12 protein-coding genes are annotated in these 19,228 nt (G+C 69.6%); 6 read left to right on the forward strand and 6 right to left on the reverse strand.

Annotation, left to right across the window (positions count from 1 at the left end):
* The first annotated feature begins 411 nt into the window (after positions 1-411).
* Both ACX9TP_RS05440 and ACX9TP_RS05445 read left to right on the forward strand, forming a co-directional pair.
* Positions 412-1,599: an efflux RND transporter periplasmic adaptor subunit gene (locus ACX9TP_RS05440; protein WP_482978648.1), complete on the forward strand. Its 1,188-nt coding sequence runs from the start codon at positions 412-414 to the stop codon at positions 1,597-1,599.
* Positions 1,596-4,781: an efflux RND transporter permease subunit gene (locus ACX9TP_RS05445; protein WP_482978649.1), complete on the forward strand. Its 3,186-nt coding sequence runs from the start codon at positions 1,596-1,598 to the stop codon at positions 4,779-4,781. Before ACX9TP_RS05440 ends, ACX9TP_RS05445 begins: the two co-directional genes overlap by 4 nt.
* 75 nt (positions 4,782-4,856) lie before the next feature.
* Here ACX9TP_RS05445 and ACX9TP_RS05450 read toward each other — a convergent pair whose 3' ends face one another.
* The gene (locus tag ACX9TP_RS05450; RefSeq protein ID WP_482978650.1) at positions 4,857-5,651 is read right to left on the reverse strand and encodes a hypothetical protein; all 795 of its coding nucleotides are present in this window, start codon (positions 5,649-5,651) and stop codon (positions 4,857-4,859) included.
* Positions 5,652-6,216: 565 nt separating this feature from the next.
* On the opposite strand from ACX9TP_RS05450, the gene ACX9TP_RS05455 reads away from it, so the two are divergent.
* Together ACX9TP_RS05455 and cglB are read left to right on the forward strand one after the other, a co-directional pair.
* Positions 6,217-8,229, forward strand: coding sequence for a S8 family serine peptidase (locus tag ACX9TP_RS05455; RefSeq protein WP_482978651.1), 2,013 nt, complete (start codon positions 6,217-6,219; stop codon positions 8,227-8,229).
* A 229-nt stretch (positions 8,230-8,458) separates the two neighbouring features.
* Positions 8,459-9,718 (forward strand): adventurous gliding motility lipoprotein CglB, encoded by a 1,260-nt coding sequence (gene cglB, locus ACX9TP_RS05460; protein ID WP_482978652.1) that lies wholly within the window; start codon positions 8,459-8,461, stop codon positions 9,716-9,718.
* Here cglB and ureG read toward each other — a convergent pair.
* From ureG to ureA, 4 genes are all read right to left on the reverse strand, one after another.
* Positions 9,715-10,440 carry an urease accessory protein UreG gene (gene ureG / locus ACX9TP_RS05465; protein WP_482978653.1) on the reverse strand — a complete coding sequence of 242 codons (726 nt, stop codon included), beginning with the start codon at positions 10,438-10,440 and terminating at the stop codon, positions 9,715-9,717. The two genes, cglB and ureG, sit on opposite strands and share 4 nt — an antisense overlap.
* 12 nt (positions 10,441-10,452) lie before the next feature.
* A complete protein-coding gene (locus ACX9TP_RS05470) occupies positions 10,453-11,115 on the reverse strand; it encodes an urease accessory protein UreF (protein WP_482978654.1) in 663 nt (220 codons plus the stop codon).
* A 298-nt stretch (positions 11,116-11,413) separates the two neighbouring features.
* A complete protein-coding gene (gene ureC, locus ACX9TP_RS05475) occupies positions 11,414-13,129 on the reverse strand; it encodes an urease subunit alpha (protein WP_482978655.1) in 1,716 nt (571 codons plus the stop codon).
* Positions 13,126-13,896, reverse strand: a complete 771-nt coding sequence (gene ureA / locus ACX9TP_RS05480; RefSeq protein WP_482978656.1) for an urease subunit gamma — start codon at positions 13,894-13,896, stop codon at positions 13,126-13,128. Before ureA ends, ureC begins: the two co-directional genes overlap by 4 nt.
* A gap of 294 nt (positions 13,897-14,190) precedes the next feature.
* Between ureA and ACX9TP_RS05485 the strand changes: the two genes are divergently transcribed.
* Both ACX9TP_RS05485 and ACX9TP_RS05490 read left to right on the forward strand, forming a co-directional pair.
* On the forward strand, positions 14,191-15,222 hold the full coding sequence (locus tag ACX9TP_RS05485) for a PDDEXK nuclease domain-containing protein (RefSeq protein WP_482978657.1): 1,032 nt from the start codon (positions 14,191-14,193) through the stop codon (positions 15,220-15,222).
* A 177-nt stretch (positions 15,223-15,399) separates the two neighbouring features.
* Positions 15,400-15,777 (forward strand): hypothetical protein, encoded by a 378-nt coding sequence (locus ACX9TP_RS05490; RefSeq protein WP_482978658.1) that lies wholly within the window; start codon positions 15,400-15,402, stop codon positions 15,775-15,777.
* A gap of 58 nt (positions 15,778-15,835) precedes the next feature.
* Here the strand turns inward: ACX9TP_RS05490 and ACX9TP_RS05495 are convergent, their stop codons facing one another.
* Positions 15,836-19,225, reverse strand: a complete 3,390-nt coding sequence (locus ACX9TP_RS05495; protein ID WP_482978659.1) for an Ig-like domain-containing protein — start codon at positions 19,223-19,225, stop codon at positions 15,836-15,838.
* Positions 19,226-19,228: the final 3 nt, after the last annotated feature.

Below are 19,228 nucleotides of genomic sequence, written 5' to 3' on the forward strand. Positions count from 1 at the left end.
CGCTCCCCGCGCCTGGGTGATTAGTAACCGCGCATGTTTCATTTAGTGGCCGGTTACACCCCCGAATCGTCCTTCGCCCCCGTAGAAGGGGCGCGGATGGCCGCCACGTCCCCGACGTCCCGCCATGACGCGCGAGAACGCGGGAGGCTCCCGGCTTGCCCATGTTGTCGTCGACAACGCAGCGGCGCGACTCGCGCCCCGGTCGATTCCCCGTAAGGGCCCGCGCGGACGTCCGTTCGCGCCCCTGACTTCCATCCACATCCCGGCTCCCCGGCGGACGCACCTGTTCCGCGGGAGGGGCCCGGGCGGAGCCCTGCTCACGCCCTGAATCTCGACGCCGGCAGGACGCGGCGGCTCGCGGGAGCGCGCGCCGTTTCGTGCCGTCGTGTCTTCGCAGCAGAGGAGTCATCCATGAAGCTCAGACGTGTCGTGGTGGGAGCGGCCCTGGTCGCCCCGCTGGTGGTGGGTGGTTTCGTCCTGGCCCGGGACGACAAGGGAGCGCAACCAGGGCCGGCGGCCGCGCAACCCCAGGCCCCCGAAGTCGTCGTGGCCGAGGTCGTCACCAAGCCCCTGTCGGAGAGCGCGGAGTTCACCGGCGCGCTCGCCGCCGTGCAGAGTGTGGAGCTGCGTCCCCGCGTGGGCGGCTACATCGACTCCGTCCGCTTCGCCGAGGGCGGACTGGTCAAGGCCGGCCAGGTGCTCTTCCAGCTCGACGCGCGCACCTACGAGGCCACGCTCGCGCGCGCGCAGGCCGACCTGCGCCAGGCGGAGGAGCGCAGCACCCTGGCGAAGAGCCGCTTCGAGCGCGGCGAGAAGCTCGTCGCCGAGCGCGTCATCTCCCAGAGCGACTTCGACGTGCTCAAGGCCGAGCACGCCGAGAGCCGCGCCCGCGTCGAGTCCGCCCGCGCCGCCGTCCGCTCGGCGGAAATCGACCTCCAGGACACGAAGGTCCGCGCGCCCATCAACGGCCGGGTGGGGCAGGCGCTCGTGACGCCGGGCAACCTCGTCAGCGGCGGCACCGCCGGGGCCACGCTGCTCACCACCATCGTCTCGGTGGACCCGTTCTACGTCTACTTCGACGTGGACGAGCCCACCTACCTGCGCTTCGCCAGCGTGGGCGCCTCGGGCCGCCAGGCCGACGGGCGCATCCACCCCGTGCCCGTGCGCGTGGCCCTGCTGGGCGAGGACGGCTTCCCCCATGAGGCGAAGCTCGACTTCCTCTCCAACAAGGTGGACTCCGGCACCGGCACCGCGCGCGCCCGCGCCGTGCTGTCCAACCCCGACGGCCGGCTCACCCCGGGCCTCTTCGCGCGCGTGCGCCTCGAAACCGGCCCGTCCCGGGACACCGTCCTCATCGACGACCAGGCGGTGGGCACGGACCAGCAGGGCCGCTACGTGCTCGTGGTGGGCGCGGACGGCGCGCTGGAGCAGCGCCGCGTGGAATTGGGCGCCAGTGACGGCGGCCTGCGCACGGTGGTGAGGGGCCTGTCGCCCGGCGAGCGCATCGTCCTCAAGGGGCTCGCGCGTCCCGGCATGAAGGTGACGCCGAAGCTCGTGGCCATGGCGAAGCCGCGGCGCGCGGGGAGCGCCCGGCCATGAAGTTCACCCACTTCTTCGTCGACCGGCCCATCTTCGCGGCCGTGCTCTCCGTCCTCCTGCTCATCGCGGGAGGGCTCTCCATCGTCCAGTTGCCCCTGAGCGAGTACCCCGCCGTGGCGCCGCCCACGGTGGTGGTGCGCGCGGCGTACCCCGGCGCCAACCCGCGCGTCATCGCGGAGACGGTGGCCGCGCCGCTGGAGCAGGAAATCAACGGCGTGGAGGGCATGCTCTACATGTCCTCTCAGTCCACCAGTGACGGCCGGGTGTCGCTCACGGTGACGTTCGCCCAGGGCGTGGACGCGGACCTCGCGCAGGTGCAGGTGCAGAACCGCGTGGCGCGCGCGCTGCCCCGCCTGCCGCAGGAGGTGCAGCGGTTGGGCGTGCTCACGGAGAAGACGAGCACGGACATCCTGATGGTGGTGCACCTCGTCTCGCCGGACGCGTCGCTGGAGCCGCTCTACCTCTCCAACTACGCGGTGCTCCAGGTGAAGGACGTGCTCCAGCGCATCCCCGGCGTGGGCAGCGTGGTGGTGTGGGGCGCGGGCGAGTACAGCATGCGCGTCTGGTTGGACCCGCAGAAGCTGGCCTCGCGCCAGCTCACCGCGAGCGACGCGGTGGCCGCCATCCGCGAGCAGAACGTGCAGGTGGCCGCGGGGGTCGTCGGGCAGCAGCCGGACGCCAGCTCGGCGTTTCAAGTCACCGTCACCACGCAGGGCCGGCTCACCGACGAGCAGCAGTTCGGCGACATCGTCCTCAAGGTGGGCGAGGGCGGCCAGGTGACGCGCCTGCGCGACGTGGCCCGGGTGGAGCTGGGGGCCAGCAGCTACGGGCTGAAGGCGCTCCTGGACGGCAAGCCGGCGGTGGCCATCGGCATCAACCAGGCCTCCGGCTCCAACGCGCTCGAAGTCTCGGCCGCCGTGCGCGAGCGCGTGGCGGAGCTGAGCGCGGCCTTCCCGAAGGGCATGGAGTACCGCGTCGCGTATGACCCGACCTTCTTCGTGCGCGCGTCCATCAAGAACGTGGTGAGCACGCTGCTGGAGGCCGTGTTCCTGGTGGTGCTGGTGGTGGTGCTCTTCCTCCAGACGTGGCGTGCGTCCATCATCCCGCTGGCGGCGGTGCCGGTGTCGCTGGTGGGCACGGCGGCGGTGATGCACCTGCTGGGCTTCTCGCTCAACACGCTGTCCCTCTTCGGGCTGGTGCTCTCCATCGGCATCGTGGTGGATGACGCCATCGTCGTCGTGGAGAACGTCGAGCGGCACATCGCGCTGGGAGCCAGCCCGAAGGAGGCGGCGCGCCGGGCGATGACGGAGGTGACGGGGCCCATCATCGCGATTACGTCGGTGCTGGCGGCCGTCTTCGTCCCCACCGCGTTCCTCGGAGGCCTCACCGGACAGTTCTACCGGCAGTTCGCCCTCACCATCGCCATCTCCACGCTGCTGTCCGCCTTCAACTCGCTCACCCTGAGCCCGGCGCTGGCGGCCGTGCTGCTGCGCCCGCACCACGGCCACAAGGACGCCCTCACCCGCTTCATGGACTGGTCGCTGGGGGGCTGGCTCTTCAAGCCCTTCAACCGCTTCTTCGAGCGCGCGTCGGAAGGCTACGTGCGCACGGTGAAGCGCGTGGTGCGCGTCAGCGCGGTGGCGCTGCTCGTCTACGGCGGGCTGCTGGGGCTGACGTGGGCGGGCTTCGCGCACGTGCCCAAGGGCTTCGTCCCCATGCAGGACAAGTACTACCTGGTGGGCATCGCCCAGCTGCCGCCGGCCGCCTCGCTGGACAGGACGACGGAGGTGGTGCGCCGCATGTCGGAGCTGGCGCTGTCCGAGCCGGGCGTGGCCAACGTGATTGCGTTCTCCGGCCTGTCGGTGAACGGCTTCGTCAACGCGCCCAACGCGGCGGTGGTCTTCACCGCGCTCGACACCTTCGAGAAGCGGCAGTCGCCGGAGCTGTCGGCGAACGCGATTGCCGGGCGCCTCCAGGCGAAGTTCAGCACCATCCAGGACGGCTTCGCCGCCATCTTCCCGCCCCCGCCGGTGCCGGGCATGGGCGCGCTGGCGGGCTTCAAGCTCCAGCTGGAGGACCGCGCGGGCCTGGGGCCGGAGGCGCTCTACGAGGCGGCGCAGGCCCTGGCGCAGCGGGCGGCGCAGGAGCCGGAGGTGGCGGGATTGATGACGGGCTTCGAAATCAACGTGCCCCAGCTCCAGCTCGACGTGGACCGGGTGAAGGCGAAGACGCAGGGCGTGCCGCTCGGGGACATCTTCGACACGCTGCAAATCCACCTGGGCTCGCTCTACGTGAATGACTTCAACCGCTTCGGGCGCACGTACCAGGTGAACGTGCAGGCGGACGCGCCGTACCGCATGCAGGCGGAGGACATCGGCCGGCTCCAGGTGCGCAACGCCCGGGGCGGCATGGTGCCGCTGGCGTCACTCGTCAGCGTGGAGCCGTCCTTCGGGCCGGACCAGGTGATGCGCTACAACGGCTACCCGTCCGCGGACCTCAATGGCATGGCCCGGCCGGGTGTCAGCACGGGCGCGGCGGTGGCGGCCATGGAGCGCGTCGCGGCGGAAACGCTCCCCGCCGGGATGAGCTTCGAGTGGACCGACCTCACCTACCAGGAGAAGCTCGCTGGCAAGGAAGGGCTGCTCGTCTTCCCGCTGGCCATCCTCCTCGCCTTCCTCATCCTCGCGGCGCAGTACAACAGCTGGACGCTGCCGCTGGCGGTGCTGCTGACGGTGCCCATGGCGCTGCTCAGCGCCATTGTCGGGGTGTGGCTCACCGGCGGGGAGAACAACATCTTCACGCAGATTGGCCTCGTGGTGCTCATCGGCCTGGCGGCGAAGAACGCCATCCTCATCGTCGAGTTCGCCCGCTCCAAGGAGGACGAGGGCATGGGCGTGGCCCAGGCGGCGCTCGAGGCGTGCCGGCTGCGGCTGCGGCCCATCCTGATGACGTCGGTGGCCTTCATCATGGGCGTGGTGCCGCTCGCGACGGCCACGGGCGCGGGCTCGGAGATGCGCCAGGCGATGGGCGTGGCGGTGCTCGCCGGCATGCTCGGGGTGACGCTCTTCGGCCTGGTGCTGACGCCCATCTTCTACATCGTCATCCGCAAGCTGGAGCTGCGCCGGGCCGCGCCGGAGCCCGCGCCGGTTCCTCCCGGAGCCACGGGCGCACCGGGGCACTGAAGGCAGACGCGCCGGGCGGGGAGTGGAGCTCCCGCCCGGCGCGGTGCCCGTCACGGAGACGGGCGGATGCGGTGACTACTCGCGGCTGATGGACTCGTTCAGGATGGTGAAGTCACCCATCGAGCCCTTCACGTCGATGCCGGAGAAGCTCGTGTACGGGTAGTGGCCGTCGCCAATCTCCTCGACGAGCTCCAGCTGGTTGCCGCGGACTTCCTTGCCGTCGATGTTCACGCTGAAGGCGCCGTCACCCGCGTTCATGCGCCACACGCAGGCGCCGTCCCGGATGGGGTAGTGCGGGCTGTAGTAGGTCCGCCAGTTGTGGAAGTCCCACCACCACCACCAGTGGATGATGATGATGATGATGATGTAGCGCTGGGGCTCATAGATGGTGGACCCCACGAACCTGCCGTCCTGGTACACGTTCACCCGGTACTGAGAGCCGCCCGCCGTGCCGGTGAAGTTCGGCATCAGCGCGAGCTCGTTGGGCGCCTTGCCGGGAGCGACGTTCAGCGTGCTCACCACCTGGTCGCCGTCCCGCGCGGCCAGGGAGAACGGAGTCCGGCTCTCACCGACGCGGATGGACGCCTGCTGCGACCAGCCGATGGCGCCCGCGAAGTTGCTGGAGACGCTGTCCGTCTTGGGGTCCTTGAGCCCGGTGACGTCCACGCCCTTCTCGGACGCGGTCACCTTCGCGTTGCCCGTCGCGCAGGTCCGGATGCCGTCGAACCGCTCGACGCACTGGGCCTCCGCCTTCGCCTCCTGGCTGTTCAGGGGGCTTTCTGCCTCTGCTTCGCCGACCTCGCCCTGGCAACCCGCGGCCAGGCTCAGGAGCGCGGCCGCCAACAGACGACCTGCCATCTTCATGTGCATGTCTTGCCTCGTTGATGGGGGGTGGTGCTGCCTTCACCCGGAAGGTGAAGCTCGCGGGAGGGCTCGCTTCGTTCGCCGGGCACCGGAGCGCGATGCACCCGCTGCGCCGTGTGGAATGACCCGGCCTCCCTCCCTCTGGGGCAGTACGGAAGTGTCCTCCGAGACACAGCGCGCCTGTAGCGCGTCAGGTCACAACTCCGTCGCGGCTGTGGCGCTTCCCGTCACAGCGAGGTTGGCGAGCAGGTGGCGGCGGGCCCGGGTTGCCGCCGTCGAACGTTTCCTCCGGCCGCGCTTCCTCTGTCTGGAATGAGACAGACGCCCGGGCACGGAGGATGCCCACGGCCACGCCAGGGGCGGGCGCGGGCTCCCACCCGGCGCAATTCCAGGCAGCCGGACCTTTTCCTGCTCATGGCTGCGGGAATGAACACCAGACACGGAAATCTGCCACGTCTGCGAAAGACGTTGGGAATGACAGACACGTTCGCCAGGATGCGGGCGTGGCGCGGAATCTGGGGGCCGGAGCCGTCGCCACATCTCGTGGGTTCTTCGACATCAGGAGAGGCGAATGCGAAGGTCTTCGCAGTGGGTGAAGCATGTCACCGGTGCGCTGGTCGGAATGGCCCTGTGGGCCGGCGCTCCGGACGTCCAGGCGGCGCCGTCGCGGCTGGCGCCGCGGGCGGTGGTGAAGCACACCGGCCGTGAGCTGGCGGCGGACGCGCTCGTGGAGCGGTTGGTGGTGAAGTTCCAGGAAGGCAGCCGGGTGCGCCTGCGCGAGGGCGCGCTGCGTGCCGTCTCCGCGGAGCGCACCGAGCGGGAGCGGGAGCTGGTGGCCGGGCGCGGCCTGTCCGAGGCCCGCTTGGAGGCGGACACCCGGGCCGTGGAGGCCCTGCTGGCGCGCGCGCCGCGCATCGGCGGGCTGAAGCGCGTGTTCCAGCAGGACGAGGCCTCGCTGGAGGCGCGCCAGCGCTCCGGTGAAGCGGCCAGCGGCCAGCAACTCGCGGACCTCAACCTCTACTTCGAGGTGCCGCTGCTGCCGGGCACCACCGCGGGAGGCGTGGCGGAGCTGGTGGACCGGCTCAACGCGCTGGAGGGCGTGGAGACGGCCTACGCCGCGCCTCCGGCCGAGCCCGCCATGGTGAACTTCGGCATGGACGCGGCCGTGCGCTCGCTGCTGGCCGCGGCGGACCTGCCGCCCACCACCCCGAGCTGGTCGCTCAGCCAGGGCTACCTCGACGCGGCCCCCGGCGGCATCGACGCCCGCTACGCCTGGGGCTTCGCCGGAGGCAACGGCGCGGGGGTGAACGTGGTGGACATCGAGGGCGCCTGGCGCACCACGCACGAGGACATGCCCGCGATGTTCTACACGGGCGGCACGCAGTTCTCGGACCTCGGCTGGCGCGACCACGGCACCGCGGTGGTGGGCGAGCTGGCCAGCGTGTCCAACAGCTACGGCATGACGGGCATCGTGAACGGGGCCAACGTCGGCATCGAGGGCATCGCCACGCAGACCACCGCGAGCGCCATCACCAACGCGGCCACGGCCGTGGGGCGCGGCGGCGTCGTCCTCATCGAGCTGCACGCGGGCGGCCCGTCGGACGGCACGCCCTGCTCGTGCAATCTCAGCCAGTGCAACTTCATCGCCATGGAGTACTGGCAGGACAACTACGACGCCATCGCCACGGCCACCGCCAACGGGGTCATCGTGGTGGAGGCGGCGGGCAACGGCAGCGCCAACCTGGACGCGTTCGCGTACGGCAACGCCTTCAACCGCGCCACGCGCGACTCGGGCGCCATCCTGGTGGGCGCGGGGGCCTCCTCCAACCGCGTGCCCATGTGCTGGACGAACTACGGCAGCCGCGTGGACGTGTTCGGCTGGGGGGAGAACGTCGTCACCCTGGGCTACGGCAACCTCTTCGGCTCCACGTACGGCGAGGACCAGTTCTACACGCACACCTTCAGCGGCACCTCCAGCGCCTCGCCCATCGTCACCGGCGCGGCGGCCAGCCTCCAGGGCTACGCGCTCGCCAGCGGCCGCGCGCCGCTCGACGCGCGCCTCGTGCGACGGCTCCTCGTGGGCACGGGCACGGCGCAGGGGAGCGACTCGCGCAACATCGGCAAGCTGCCCAACCTGCGAAGCGCCTATGGCTGGCTGCCGCCGCTCATCTCGCTGCGCACGACGATGGGCAACTACCTCGGCGCGCAGAACGGTGGCGGCGCCGCGGTGGTCGCCACCAGCACCACCGTGGGGGACTGGGAGCGCTTCACCGTCGTCGACCTGAACGGGCCGCCGCTGCAGAACAACGACCTCATCCAGCTCAAGGTCGACAGCGGCCACTACGTGGTGGCCATCAACGGCGGCGGCGCGGACGTGCTCGCGGACCGGAACGAGGCCGGCGACTGGGAGACGTTCCGCATCCACCGCGTGATTGGCGCGGGCACCATCGGCTCCGGTGAGCCGGTGACGCTGGAGACGTTCAACGGCCGCTACGTCAGCGCCTTCAACGGCGGCGGCAGCAGCGTGAACGCCACCCGCACCAGCGCGGGCGTGCAGGAGACGTTCAACCTGCGCTTCTACTGAGCGGCCGCGTCCTCCCTCCCCCGAGGGAGGTGGGACAAACTGAAGGGCGGTGTTCCGGCATCTCACAGGAACACCGCCCCGTCCCAGGCTCCTCAAAAACTCCAGTGTGCATGTGGGCGGTACTTGCAATTCGGTGGTGACCGCCGCGCGGCATGCAGAGTCCTTGTCCATGCGAGAGAATGGCGCGCTACGCTGCCCGCGCCCCTGAACTGCAAGGAGTCCCTCGTCCATGCGCACCCGGCCCACCCTGCTGAGTGCTCTCGCTTTCGGCGCCTGCATGAGCGCCATCGCGGGAGCCTGCCAGACCTATGACTTCGAGCCGGTGGAGCCCCTCGCCATCGCGCAGACGACCTACGAGGAGCCGCTCGTCGGGCGCAGGCTCAAGCCCAACGTCATGCTGCTGGTGGACACCTCCGCTTCGATGACGGACCCGGTGGACACGTCGGACCCCGACTGCCTCGTGCCCGGGTCGGATGGCGGCAAGGTCTGCGGGGACGAGGATGCCTGCAACCCGGCCATCTGCCCCACGCGCTGGACGGAGCTGCAGGCCGCGGTGCCGAAGTTCCTCGCCGACACGGGGGCCTTCGTCCGCTTCGGCCTGACGACCTATCCCGACCCGCGCGGAGAAACCGGCATCCTCGCGTCCTGCCGGACCGCTTCGGAGACCACCGTGCGCAAGGCCCTGCCGACGGCGGAGGACGATGCCTCGCTGCTGGCGAACGCCAATCAAATCAACGACATCATCCAGGGCATCCCCAACGCGGGAGAGGGACGTCCCCTGGGCGGCACGCCGACGAGCCTGAGCCTGCGCTTCGTGAAGGGCCTGGCCGGGCTCCAGGACGTGGAGCGCAAGCAGTTCGTCGTGCTGCTCACGGACGGCCTGCCCAACTGCAACGAGGACAATATCTACTCGGGCGGTGATCCGCGCTGCCGGTGCACGGCCTCGACCTGTGTGGGCGCGGCGGAGAAGCTGGGCTGCCTGGACATGGAAGCCTCGGTGGAGGCGGTGCAGGAGCTGGCCGTGAAGCAGATCACCACCATCGTCATCGGCTTCGGCACGGAGACGGCGGAGGGCAACGGCCCCGCAGTGCTGGACGCCATGGCCCGTGCCGGTGGCTTCGCCCGCACCTGTGCGGAGGGCCAGACGTCCTGCGGCGCGAATGACCCGTGTGACCCGGTGACGCGCCTGTGCCAGCGCCCCTTCTACCAGGCGGGCAACCAGACCGAGCTGGCCCAGGTGCTGGAGGCCATCAGCAAGGAGGTCGTCAACCAGCAACCCTGCCTCGTCGAGCTGGACCCCTCGCAGCTCCCGTCGGACCCCAAGCTCATCGTCGTCTACGTGGAAGGCGCGAGCACCCCCCCGGGCGCGGACACCTGGGAGCTGACGGACGAAGGCGTCCTGTTCACCGGGGCGATGTGCGAGCGCATCAAGGCGTCCACGCCGGATGCGCCCATCGACGTGGGCATCCGCGCCATCCGCCAGCGCTAGGCGGCGGTGCGCTGGCGCCACGCGCCGAGGAGGTGCTCCACCACCTCGTCCAGGCCCACGCCCTTCGTCACCTGGGTGAAGACGAAGGGCCCGCTGCCGCGCATCTTCTTCGCGTCGCGCTCCATGACGCCCAGGTCCGCGCCCACGTGCGGCGCCAGGTCCGTCTTGTTGATGACCAGCAAATCGGACTGGGTGATGCCGGGGCCGCCCTTGCGCGGCACCTTGTCCCCGCCGGCCACGTCGATGACGTAGACGGTGTAGTCCGCCAGCTCCCGGCTGTACTGCGCCGCGAGGTTGTCGCCGCCGCTCTCCACGATGAGCAGCTCCGGTGACAGCTCCTCCATGAGCTGCTCCAGCGCCATCAGGTTATGGCTGATGTCCTCGCGGATGGCCGCGTGGGGGCAGCCGCCCGTCTCCACCGCCTTGATTCGCTCGGGAGGCAGGGCCTGGTTGCGGACGAGGAACTCGGCGTCCTCCTTGGTGAAGATGTCGTTGGTGACGACGCCCAGGCGGACGCGCTCGCGCAGCTTGCGGCACAGGGCCAGCACCAGCGCCGTCTTCCCGCTGCCCACCGGCCCGCCGATGCCGATGGTGAAGGCGCGCGCCTGGTAGTCGCGCTTCTTCGGCGCCTCACGCTCGTCGAAGTGGCCCGGGTGGTCCCACTCCTCGTGCTCGTGGTCATGGTCGTCGTCGTGGCCGTGGCCGCGGTGGTCGTCGTGCATGTGCGCTTCACCTCAGGACAGGAAGAGCCTCGAATAGAGCCGGTCGTGCGTGGACCCGAGCAGGTCCAACAGGGGAGAGGGCTGCGCCAGGGCGTCCACACCCAGCCCGGCGCACTGCTCCAGGACGGCGTCCAGCAGCGGCGTGGCCTGGTGCTGGATTTGGTGCGACTCGTGCGTGCCGACGATGCCCAGCCGCACCGCCGCTGACAGCGCGCCCCGCAGCGTCAGGGACAGGTAGAGCGCCTGTGCGTCCGGCAGCTCCACGTCCAGCGCGCGCAGCACCGCGCCGAAGAGGGGCGCATGGTGGAAGCACAGCTTGTCCGCGCGGGCGGCCTCGCGCAGCGGTGCCACCGGGCCGGGGAAGATGCGCGCGCAGGTGTCCAGCAGGGCCCGGCCCTGCGTGCGGCTGGCGCGGTTGGCCACGTGGCTGGTGAGGAAGGTGTCCGTGCGCGCGTCCAGCGCGGGCAGGGTGGAGGGCTCGCGGTGCGCCGCGGAGAGCAGCGGAAGCCCGCCATGGCCCGCCTGCCAGAGCAGCTCGCGCACGAAGCGCCGCAGCTCCGGGGCTCCGCGCACCTCGCCCTGCTGCACGGCGGCCTCCAGCCCCGCCGAGTGCGCGAAGCCCCCGGTGGGAAAGCCCGAGTCCGCCAGCTGCAACACCCTCCACGACGCGCCCATGAACCGTTGCTCCGTTAGAACGTCGAGTAGACCCGCTGCGACACCTTCGATGATGCGCCACCGCTCGTTGCTTCCTCGGAACGGCGAGTAGACCCGCTGCGACACCCTCGATGATGCGCCACCGCCCGCTGCTTCCTCGGAACGGCGAGTCGACCGCTGCAACAACCTCCATGCTGCGCCTCCACCCGCTGCTTCCCCAGAACGGCGAGTCGACCGCTGCGACACCCTCCATGCTGCACCACCGCTCGTTGCCTCGCCGGAACCGTGAGCCGCCACGCCGCGAGACTGGCCGCGCATCTCAGAACAGTGAGTAGAGCTGGGCCAGGGGAAGGACGCGGGCGGGCTCGCAGCGCAGCAGCTCGCCATCGGCGCGCACCTCGTAGGTCTCCGGGTCCACGGTGAGGACGGGCAGGGCGTCGTTGAGCTTCATGTCCCGCTTGCCCAGGCCCCGGCAGCGGCTCACCGCGGACAGCCGCTTGGTGAGCCCCAGCTCGCGCGTCGTCCCTTCCGCCAGCGCACGGGCGGAGACGAAGGCGAGGCTCGTGGCTCCGAGCGCCCGGCCGCGCGCGCCGAACATGGGCCGCATGAGGTACGGCTGTGGGGTGGGGATGGACGCGTTGGCGTCGCCCATCTGTCCCCAGGCGATGAAGCCGCCCTTGAGCACCAGCTCGGGCTTGAGGCCGAAGAAGGCCGGCCGCCACAGCACCAGGTCCGCCAGCTTCCCCACCTCGACGGAGCCCACCTCGTGCGCCAGCCCGTGGGCGATGGCGGGGTTGATGGTGTACTTCGCGACGTAGCGGCGGATGCGGAGGTTGTCGTTGTCGCCGCGCTCGTCGCGCAGGCGGCCGCGCTGCTCGCGCATCTTGTGGGCCGTCTGCCAGGTGCGGCAGATGACCTCGCCCACGCGCCCCATGGCCTGGCTGTCGGACGACATCATGCTGATGGCGCCCAGGTCATGGAGGATGTCCTCCGCGGCGATGGTCTCCCCGCGGATGCGGCTCTCCGCGAAGGCGACGTCCTCGGGAATCTCGCGGTCCAGGTGGTGACACACCATGAGCATGTCCAGGTGCTCATCCAGCGTGTTCACCGTGTACGGGCGCGTGGGGTTGGTGGAGCTGGGCAGCACGTTGGGCGCGCCGCACACGCGGATGATGTCCGGGGCGTGCCCGCCGCCGGCGCCCTCGGAGTGGTAGGTGTGGATGGTGCGGCCCTTGAACGCCGCCAGCGAGTCGTCCACGTAGCCGGACTCGTTGAGTGTGTCCGTGTGGATGGTCACCTGGACGTCCTCGTCCTCCGCCACGGAGAGGCAGGTGTCGATGGCGGCCGGCGTGGTGCCCCAGTCCTCGTGCAGCTTCAGGCCGATGGCGCCCGCGCGAATCTGGTCTACCAGCCCGTGTGGCAGGGACGTGTTGCCCTTGCCGGTGAGGCCGATGTTGAGCGGAATGGTGTCCGTGGCCTGGAGCATCCGCTGGAGGTTCCACGCGCCCGGCGTGCAGGTGGTGGCCTTGGTGCCCGTGGCCGGGCCGGTGCCGCCGCCCACCCACGTCGTGACTCCGCTGGCCAGCGCCTCGTCGGCCTGCTGCGGGCAGATGAAGTGGATGTGCGTGTCCAGCCCGCCCGCGGTGACGATGAGCCCTTCGCCGGCGATGGCCTCGGTGGTGACGCCCACCACCATGCCCGGGGTGACGCCGGCCATGACGTCCGGGTTGCCCGCCTTGCCGATGCCGGCGATGCGGCCGTGCTTGATTCCGATGTCCGCCTTGTAGATGCCCGTCCAGTCGAGGATGAGCGCGTTGGTGATGACGCAGTCGAGCGCCTTGTCGTCACCGACGCCGGCCTGCTGGCCCATGCCCTCGCGCAGCACCTTGCCGCCGCCGAACTTGCACTCGTCGCCGTAGACGGTGGCGTCGCGCTCCACCTCGGCCCACAGCCCCGTGTCACCCAGCCGCACCCGGTCTCCCGTGGTGGGGCCGAACATGTCCGCGTAGTGGCGGCGGTCCATCTTCCGGCTCATGAGCCCTCCTCCTGGTGACCGAAGCCCTGTGCGCGCACTGCGTCCATGGCGCGCTCGAGGCCCTCGGGGGACACCTTCCCGCTGCCCAGCGCGTTGCCGCCGCGCACCACCGCGTCCCCGGCGATGGAGACGAGCGGCACCGTCTTCGTTTCCCCCGGCTCGAAGCGCACCGCCGTGCCCGCGGGGATGTCCAGGCGCCGGCCGTAGGCCTTCGCCCGGTCGAAGACGAGGGCGCGGTTCGTCTCGAAGAAGGGGTAGTGGCTGCCCACCTGGATGGGGCGGTCTCCCTTGTGGGTGACGCGCAGGGAAATGGCGTCGCGTCCTTCGTTGAGGACCAGCTCGCCGGGGAGCACGCGGACCTCGCCGGGTGGGCCCTCCTGCGTGGGTGCGGGCACGCTGAAGCGCTCGCGCGGGGGCACCGGCAGGAAGCTGCCGTAGAGGGCCAGCTCCAGGTCCCCATGCTCGGCGACGACGGGGTGGTGCACCGTCACCAGCTTGGAGCCGTCCGGGAAGGTGCCCTCCACCTGCACCTCCACCAGCAACTCGGGCACGCCCTCCATCACCTGCGCGCGGCCGAGGAGGCGGCGGCCCAGGTCCATCAGCTCGGCCACACCCCGGCCGTCACGGATGAACTCCAGCAACTGGGTGGCGATGAGCGCCACGGCCTCCGGGTAGTTGAGCCGGACGCCTCGCGCGAGGCGCTTCTGCGCGAGGAAGCCGGCCTGGTGCAGCAGCAGCTTGTCGACGTCTCGGGGGGAGAGGTGCACGCCCGCAGGTTAGTGCGGTGCGTCAGCCACTTCCAAGGTGAGCCTGCGTTCAGTTTCGGCGCCCGTTGCTGGCCGACATTCGGGAAGGGCCTGCTCCCTGGCGTGGGATGTCGCCGCGTCGAAGGATGCAGCATCCGTCTTGCCTGGGCACTTCGCTCGGGCCACCCTGTTCTTGTGACTCGCAAGCGGACGACAGGCGCACTCTTGAATCTCAATTACGACTCCGTCCTGGCTGATGCCGTGCGCCTAGTCGAAGCCGCGCGCCATGCCTCCGCTCGCTCGGTCAACGCTGTCATGACGGCCACCTATTGGGCGCTGGGGCGCCGAATCGTGGAACAGGAGCAACACGGTGCGGCGCGTGCGGGCTACGGCGAGGAGTTGATGGACCGGCTCGCCCGGGACCTCACGGCCCGGTTCGGCCGGGGCTTCGGGCGCCGCAACCTCTTCCAGATGCGGGCGTTCTACCTGGCCTTCCGCGAGATTCCGCAGCTGGCGTCATCGGGAGTTCCGTCCTCGCGGTCCCGCAGAAAAGTGCAGACGGCGTCTGCACTATCTCCCATCGAGAAGGCTGTCGGGGACGCCACCTTTCCACTCCCCTGGTCCCACTACGTCCGGCTTCTGTCGGTGCGCAGCCTGGAAGCTCGGAGCTTCTACGAGACAGAGGCGCTGCGGGGCGGCTGGTCCGTCCGGCAGTTGGACCGGCAGATTGGAAGCCAGTTCTATGAGCGTACCGCTCTATCTCGGAACAAGGCGGCGATGCTCACCCGAGGGGCGGTGACCCGACCCGAGGACGCGGTGTCGCTCGAAGAGGAGGTGAAGGACCCGTACGTCCTGGAGTTCCTCGACCTGAAGGACGAGTACTCCGAGAGCGAGCTGGAGGCGGCGCTCATCGAGAAGTTGGAGGAGTTCCTTCTGGAGCTTGGCGGCGACTTCACCTTCGTGGGGCGGCAGCGGCGCCTGCGGGTGGGGGACGAGTGGTACCGGATTGACCTGCTCTTCTTCCACCGCCGGCTGCGCTGCCTCGTCATCATCGATTTGAAGCTGGGGAAATTCACCCACGCGGATGCCGGGCAGATGCACCTGTATCTCAACTACGCGCGCGAACACTGGACGCTGCCTGGAGAGAATCCTCCCATCGGCCTCATCCTCTGCGCCCAGAAGGACACCGCGGTGGCGAAGTACGCGCTTGAGGGACTGCCGAACAAGGTGCTTGCAGCTGAGTACCAGACGGCGCTGCCGAAGGAGCGCGTCCTCGCCGCCGAGATTGTGAAGACCCGCAAGCAGCTGGAGGTGCGCAGGGCGCCCGGGAGCTCCCATCGCAGGTGAGGAAAGGACGAAGGCTCCACGTTCGCACCTGTCGCTACCAGGCACTCATGCCGGATTTGTACGGCAGGGAGAGATACTCAACCCTGATTCATTTGTTCACGTATAAATTCCCAATGACAGACTTGGCAGTGAAACATCTGATTGTTATTTCCATGGCCCCTTCACCGGAGAGGTGCCATGAAGTCTTCGCTTGCCGGAGTCGCTGCTGTCGCCGCCGTGCTGTCCGCGCCCGCCGCATTCGCTGAGGAAGCCGCCTGCTACGTCGACACCTCCGCGTTCGACTACCTCAACCCCGGCTACTGTTGGGGCATGGGCCCCTGGTCGGGCACGGCCGTCTTCGGCGTGCTCGGGCTCGACCAGAGCAGCGGCCGCTACAATGTCATCTGGCTGGATGGGACCTGCGACAGCACGTCCTACACCGTGCAGGAGGGCTCCATCTGCATCCGTGACATCCACTGGGGCTCGACCACCCAGCGGGTCCAGGTCGTCGACACCTGGACCAACACCGTGTCACCGATTCTCTACGCTACGGCCGAATACGAGACGAACGGCTGACGCCACGCTGGCCCCTGGCGCCGTGTCACGCCAGGGGCCGGTGTGCGGGTCCGGCGCCTCACCCGCCCCAGCTCAGGGGCACATAGGCCTGGAGCTGGGAGCTCTGGGTCTGGGAGCCAAAGAGCGTGCAGGGCAGGTACGCATTCTGGGTGGTGTCCGTGTTCAGGGGACAGAAGTACATGTCGGTCCGCATGTTGCCCCACTTGTCCGTGGCATCGACCCAGACCGCGTAGCTCGTGTTCAGGTCCAGGCTCGTGTTGAAGAAGACGTTGTAGAACCAGGGGGGCTGCGTCAACGTGGTCCGGAACGTGGGGTCTATGCCGAGCCCGCCCCGGAGGACGACAGTCTTTATCCCCCGAGGGTCGCTGATGGTGGAGACAGCGACCTGGTACGAGTGGCCGGAGCCGTACATGGTGAAGCCCTGGATGACGGGCGCGGTGTTGTCGGCGGTCACCGTCCGGGACTCCGTCGGGCTCCAGGCCCCGTAGACGTCGAAGCACTGGAACAGCACCGAGTAATCCCTGTCCGCCCGCGTGGTGGTGTCCACCACGAACTCATAGGGCGGCGTGCTGTCCGAACCCAGGACCACGCCGTTCTCCCGCATCTCCACGTGGTGGATGCCGTCGGAGTCGGAGCACTGCACGGTGAACTTCGGCTTCTTCGGCTGGGTGTCGTCGCGGGCGATGGAGGAGATGGCGGGGGGCGTGTAGACCTTGCTGAAGGTCGTATTGAACTGGGCCAGATTGCCGCAGTTGTCCCGGACCAGGGCCTGGAAGGCGTGCACCCCGACGGACACCGCTGCGCTGTCCATGACCACGACGTAGCCGGGCGTGGTGGGCTGGCCCACGAGGATGCCGTCCACGTACAGGGCATACGGGTACTGGACGCCGCAGGTATCGGACGTGCCCACGGTGAGCGTCATGGTGCCGGTGTAGTTCTGCTGGGCGCTGAACGTCACGGTGGGCGGCGCCTTGTCGAGCGGCGCGGCCACGGTGGCGGTGCCCTTGTTCCCGAAGGCGTCCGTCACCTCCACGGTGAGGTTGCGGGGCAGCGGGTCCACCGGCGAGTACGTCGCCGAGTAGGGAGAGCCCGTGGTGCGGGTGGCGAAGACGAGCCCGTCCACCTTGAAGTCCGCGCGGACCAACTGGGAGGCATCCGTCGCGGTGGCGCTGACGGGGAAGGGCGGGGTGGTGCCGCCGCCCACGGTCATCGTCACCACCGGCCGGGTGTTGTCCACGAGCAGCGCGTGGTTGAGGACGGTGACGTTGCCGAACGTGTCGTAGACCTTGACGGCCATGGCGTGGGTGCCGTCCGTCCACGTCGAGGTGTCGAAGACCTCGGCATACGGCGGGTTGAGCAGCGTCTTCAAGAGCTGGGTGCCCTCGAGGAACTCGGCCTTGAAGAGCCCTGACGGATCGCTGGCCGTCACGCTGAGCACGGGCTGCTTGGGCGGGCCGGTGCGTGACAGCGTGGCCTGGGGCCCCGACTTGTCGAAGGCGACGGTGACGGTCCGGAGGGTCTCGTTGTTCCAGCCGTCCCAGGCCTTCAGCTCGATGACGTAGCTCGCGGTGGAGAGCGACGTGCCGGGGAACGTCTGCGTGAACTGCCAGTCCAGCAGCCCGTTCTTCAGCGAGGTGCCCAGCACGCGCAGCTGGGCGGGCCGCAGGGGCTCGCCGGGAAGCTGCCCGGTGTCGGTGACACTGCCGGTGCACTGGATGTCGAGGGCCACCTGCTGGCAGGACAGCGTCGTCTTCGGCGGGTCCACGTCGGGCCGGCCGCCCACGGCGATGGCCGCGAAGGCGTAGGCCACCGCCTTGCGCTGCTGCTCTCCGGACACGCTGTCGTTCTGGCGCGCCACCTCCAGAGCCAGCTCCCGGGCCTGGAGGTAGTCCGCGCCCATGGGCATGGCCGCCAGCGTCCCCGCCCAGATGCGCGCCGCGCGGATGGGGCCGATGCCGGCGAAGCCCTCGGGAATCCGCGGGCAGTTCTTCTCCGTCCCGCTTCCCGAGGAGGGCATGGGCTGACAGCCGTACGCGAGCCGCAGGAACATCAGGGAGAGGGGGCCGGACGACTCGTGCTCGTCCTTCCTGCCGATGTCATCGAACCACTCTTTGTAGTAGGGGGTGAGGAGGTTGCGGGAGACTGTCCCGACCTGCTCTCCGAGGGTGTAGTTGGAGGTCTGGGGCACCATCCGGTCGATGTCGCCAGGCTGGCCTCCGCCCCGGATGGCATCCCGGGTGAGCTCGGTGAGGAAGCCGACGATGTCCCCCGTGCCCTCGCTGATGCCGTTCAGCTCGGTAAAGCTGATGTCCGAGGCCATCCCGTCCGACGAGAGCTCCGACCAGAAGAAGTCATGCCCGAGCTCGTGGGCGATGATGTCGGTCGCCGTCAGGGGGACGCGGTACGACTTCGGGGGGAAGGTGCTGAGCCAGGTGTAGCCCACCAGGAGCTGCGGCTTGGTGGCGCTGGGGGAGTAGTACGCGTTGGCGCTCTGGTGGTGGAGCCGGACGGGCACGGGCCTGCCGCGCCCGTTGGGCCCGTCGCGCTTGAGGATGGTGTTGAAGAAGGTCCACGTCATGTTCACGGCGTAGAACGCGTCCACCCCCGCGGTCTCCCCGTTCACGCTGTCCGGTTCGTTGCTGGTGGTGAACACCTTCCCGTCGCCGAAACTCGGGGTGTCACTGAAGTAGATGTCGGAGTCGGCCGAGTCGCTCTTGAAGATGTTCCCGTGCGTATCCCGGAGCTCGTACAACTGCTCGTCCGAGTCGTAGTAGGTGAGGAACGAGTGGGTCCCGGAGTGGAGGCCGTACCCCTTGACGGTGCGGAAATCGCCCGCCTCGAACCGGAGCGGGGCCAGCTTCAGCACCTGTCCGGACAGGGCGTCCACCTCGGCGGTCCACGGCATCTCGCCCTGGGCCTCGGCGTCATTCGTGGACAGCCCCAGCCGGTAGACGAGCGTGAAGCCCGTCACCACCCGCTCGTAGTGCGCGGCATTGGGGAGCGCGACGGCCGCGGGCGGTGCATCCGCCCTGCGGCGGCGCTCCTCCTGGGGCATCAGCACGAGCTGGGCGCTGGTCAGTTGCGCGGACGCGTCCGCCAGCCGCTCCAGGACGGCCTGTACCGCCTGCTCCTGCGACACCCGGGGCGTCGTCTCGGCGCGCACGCCGGGCGCCAGCCGGACGTTGGTGAAGTGCGTCTGACCCTGCGACGTCTTCGCCTCCAGGCCCCAGACGGGCACGCCCCGCAGCTGCAGTTGATGGCGCAGCCCCCTCTCGCCGGGCTTCTCCACCAGCGTCGCCTCGCGCAGGTCGAAGCCGCGCTCCACGGCCAGCCGCTCCGCGCGGGCCTGAGGCGTTGATTCCAGCGGCGCCTGTGATTCCCCCTGCGTGGGCTCGCACCCCATCGCCAGGCACACGAGTCCCAGCCACATCCCACGGATACTTCGCATTTG

Source organism: Pyxidicoccus sp. M15 (assembly GCF_056858435.1).

Bases quoted from the DNA above. Each gene is read 5' to 3' on its own strand.
- ACX9TP_RS05440 (WP_482978648.1), top strand. From the start codon at position 412: ATGAAGCTCAGACGTGTCGTGGTGGGAGCGGCCCTGGTCGCCCCGCTG.
- ACX9TP_RS05445 (WP_482978649.1), top strand. From the start codon at position 1,596: ATGAAGTTCACCCACTTCTTCGTCGACCGGCCCATCTTCGCGGCCGTG.
- ACX9TP_RS05450 (WP_482978650.1), bottom strand. From the start codon at position 5,651: ATGCACATGAAGATGGCAGGTCGTCTGTTGGCGGCCGCGCTCCTGAGC.
- ACX9TP_RS05455 (WP_482978651.1), top strand. From the start codon at position 6,217: ATGCGAAGGTCTTCGCAGTGGGTGAAGCATGTCACCGGTGCGCTGGTC.
- cglB (WP_482978652.1), top strand. From the start codon at position 8,459: ATGCGCACCCGGCCCACCCTGCTGAGTGCTCTCGCTTTCGGCGCCTGC.
- ureG (WP_482978653.1), bottom strand. From the start codon at position 10,440: ATGCACGACGACCACCGCGGCCACGGCCACGACGACGACCATGACCAC.
- ACX9TP_RS05470 (WP_482978654.1), bottom strand. From the start codon at position 11,115: ATGGGCGCGTCGTGGAGGGTGTTGCAGCTGGCGGACTCGGGCTTTCCC.
- ureC (WP_482978655.1), bottom strand. From the start codon at position 13,129: ATGAGCCGGAAGATGGACCGCCGCCACTACGCGGACATGTTCGGCCCC.
- ACX9TP_RS05485 (WP_482978657.1), top strand. From the start codon at position 14,191: ATGACGGCCACCTATTGGGCGCTGGGGCGCCGAATCGTGGAACAGGAG.
- ACX9TP_RS05490 (WP_482978658.1), top strand. From the start codon at position 15,400: ATGAAGTCTTCGCTTGCCGGAGTCGCTGCTGTCGCCGCCGTGCTGTCC.
- ACX9TP_RS05495 (WP_482978659.1), bottom strand. From the start codon at position 19,225: ATGCGAAGTATCCGTGGGATGTGGCTGGGACTCGTGTGCCTGGCGATG.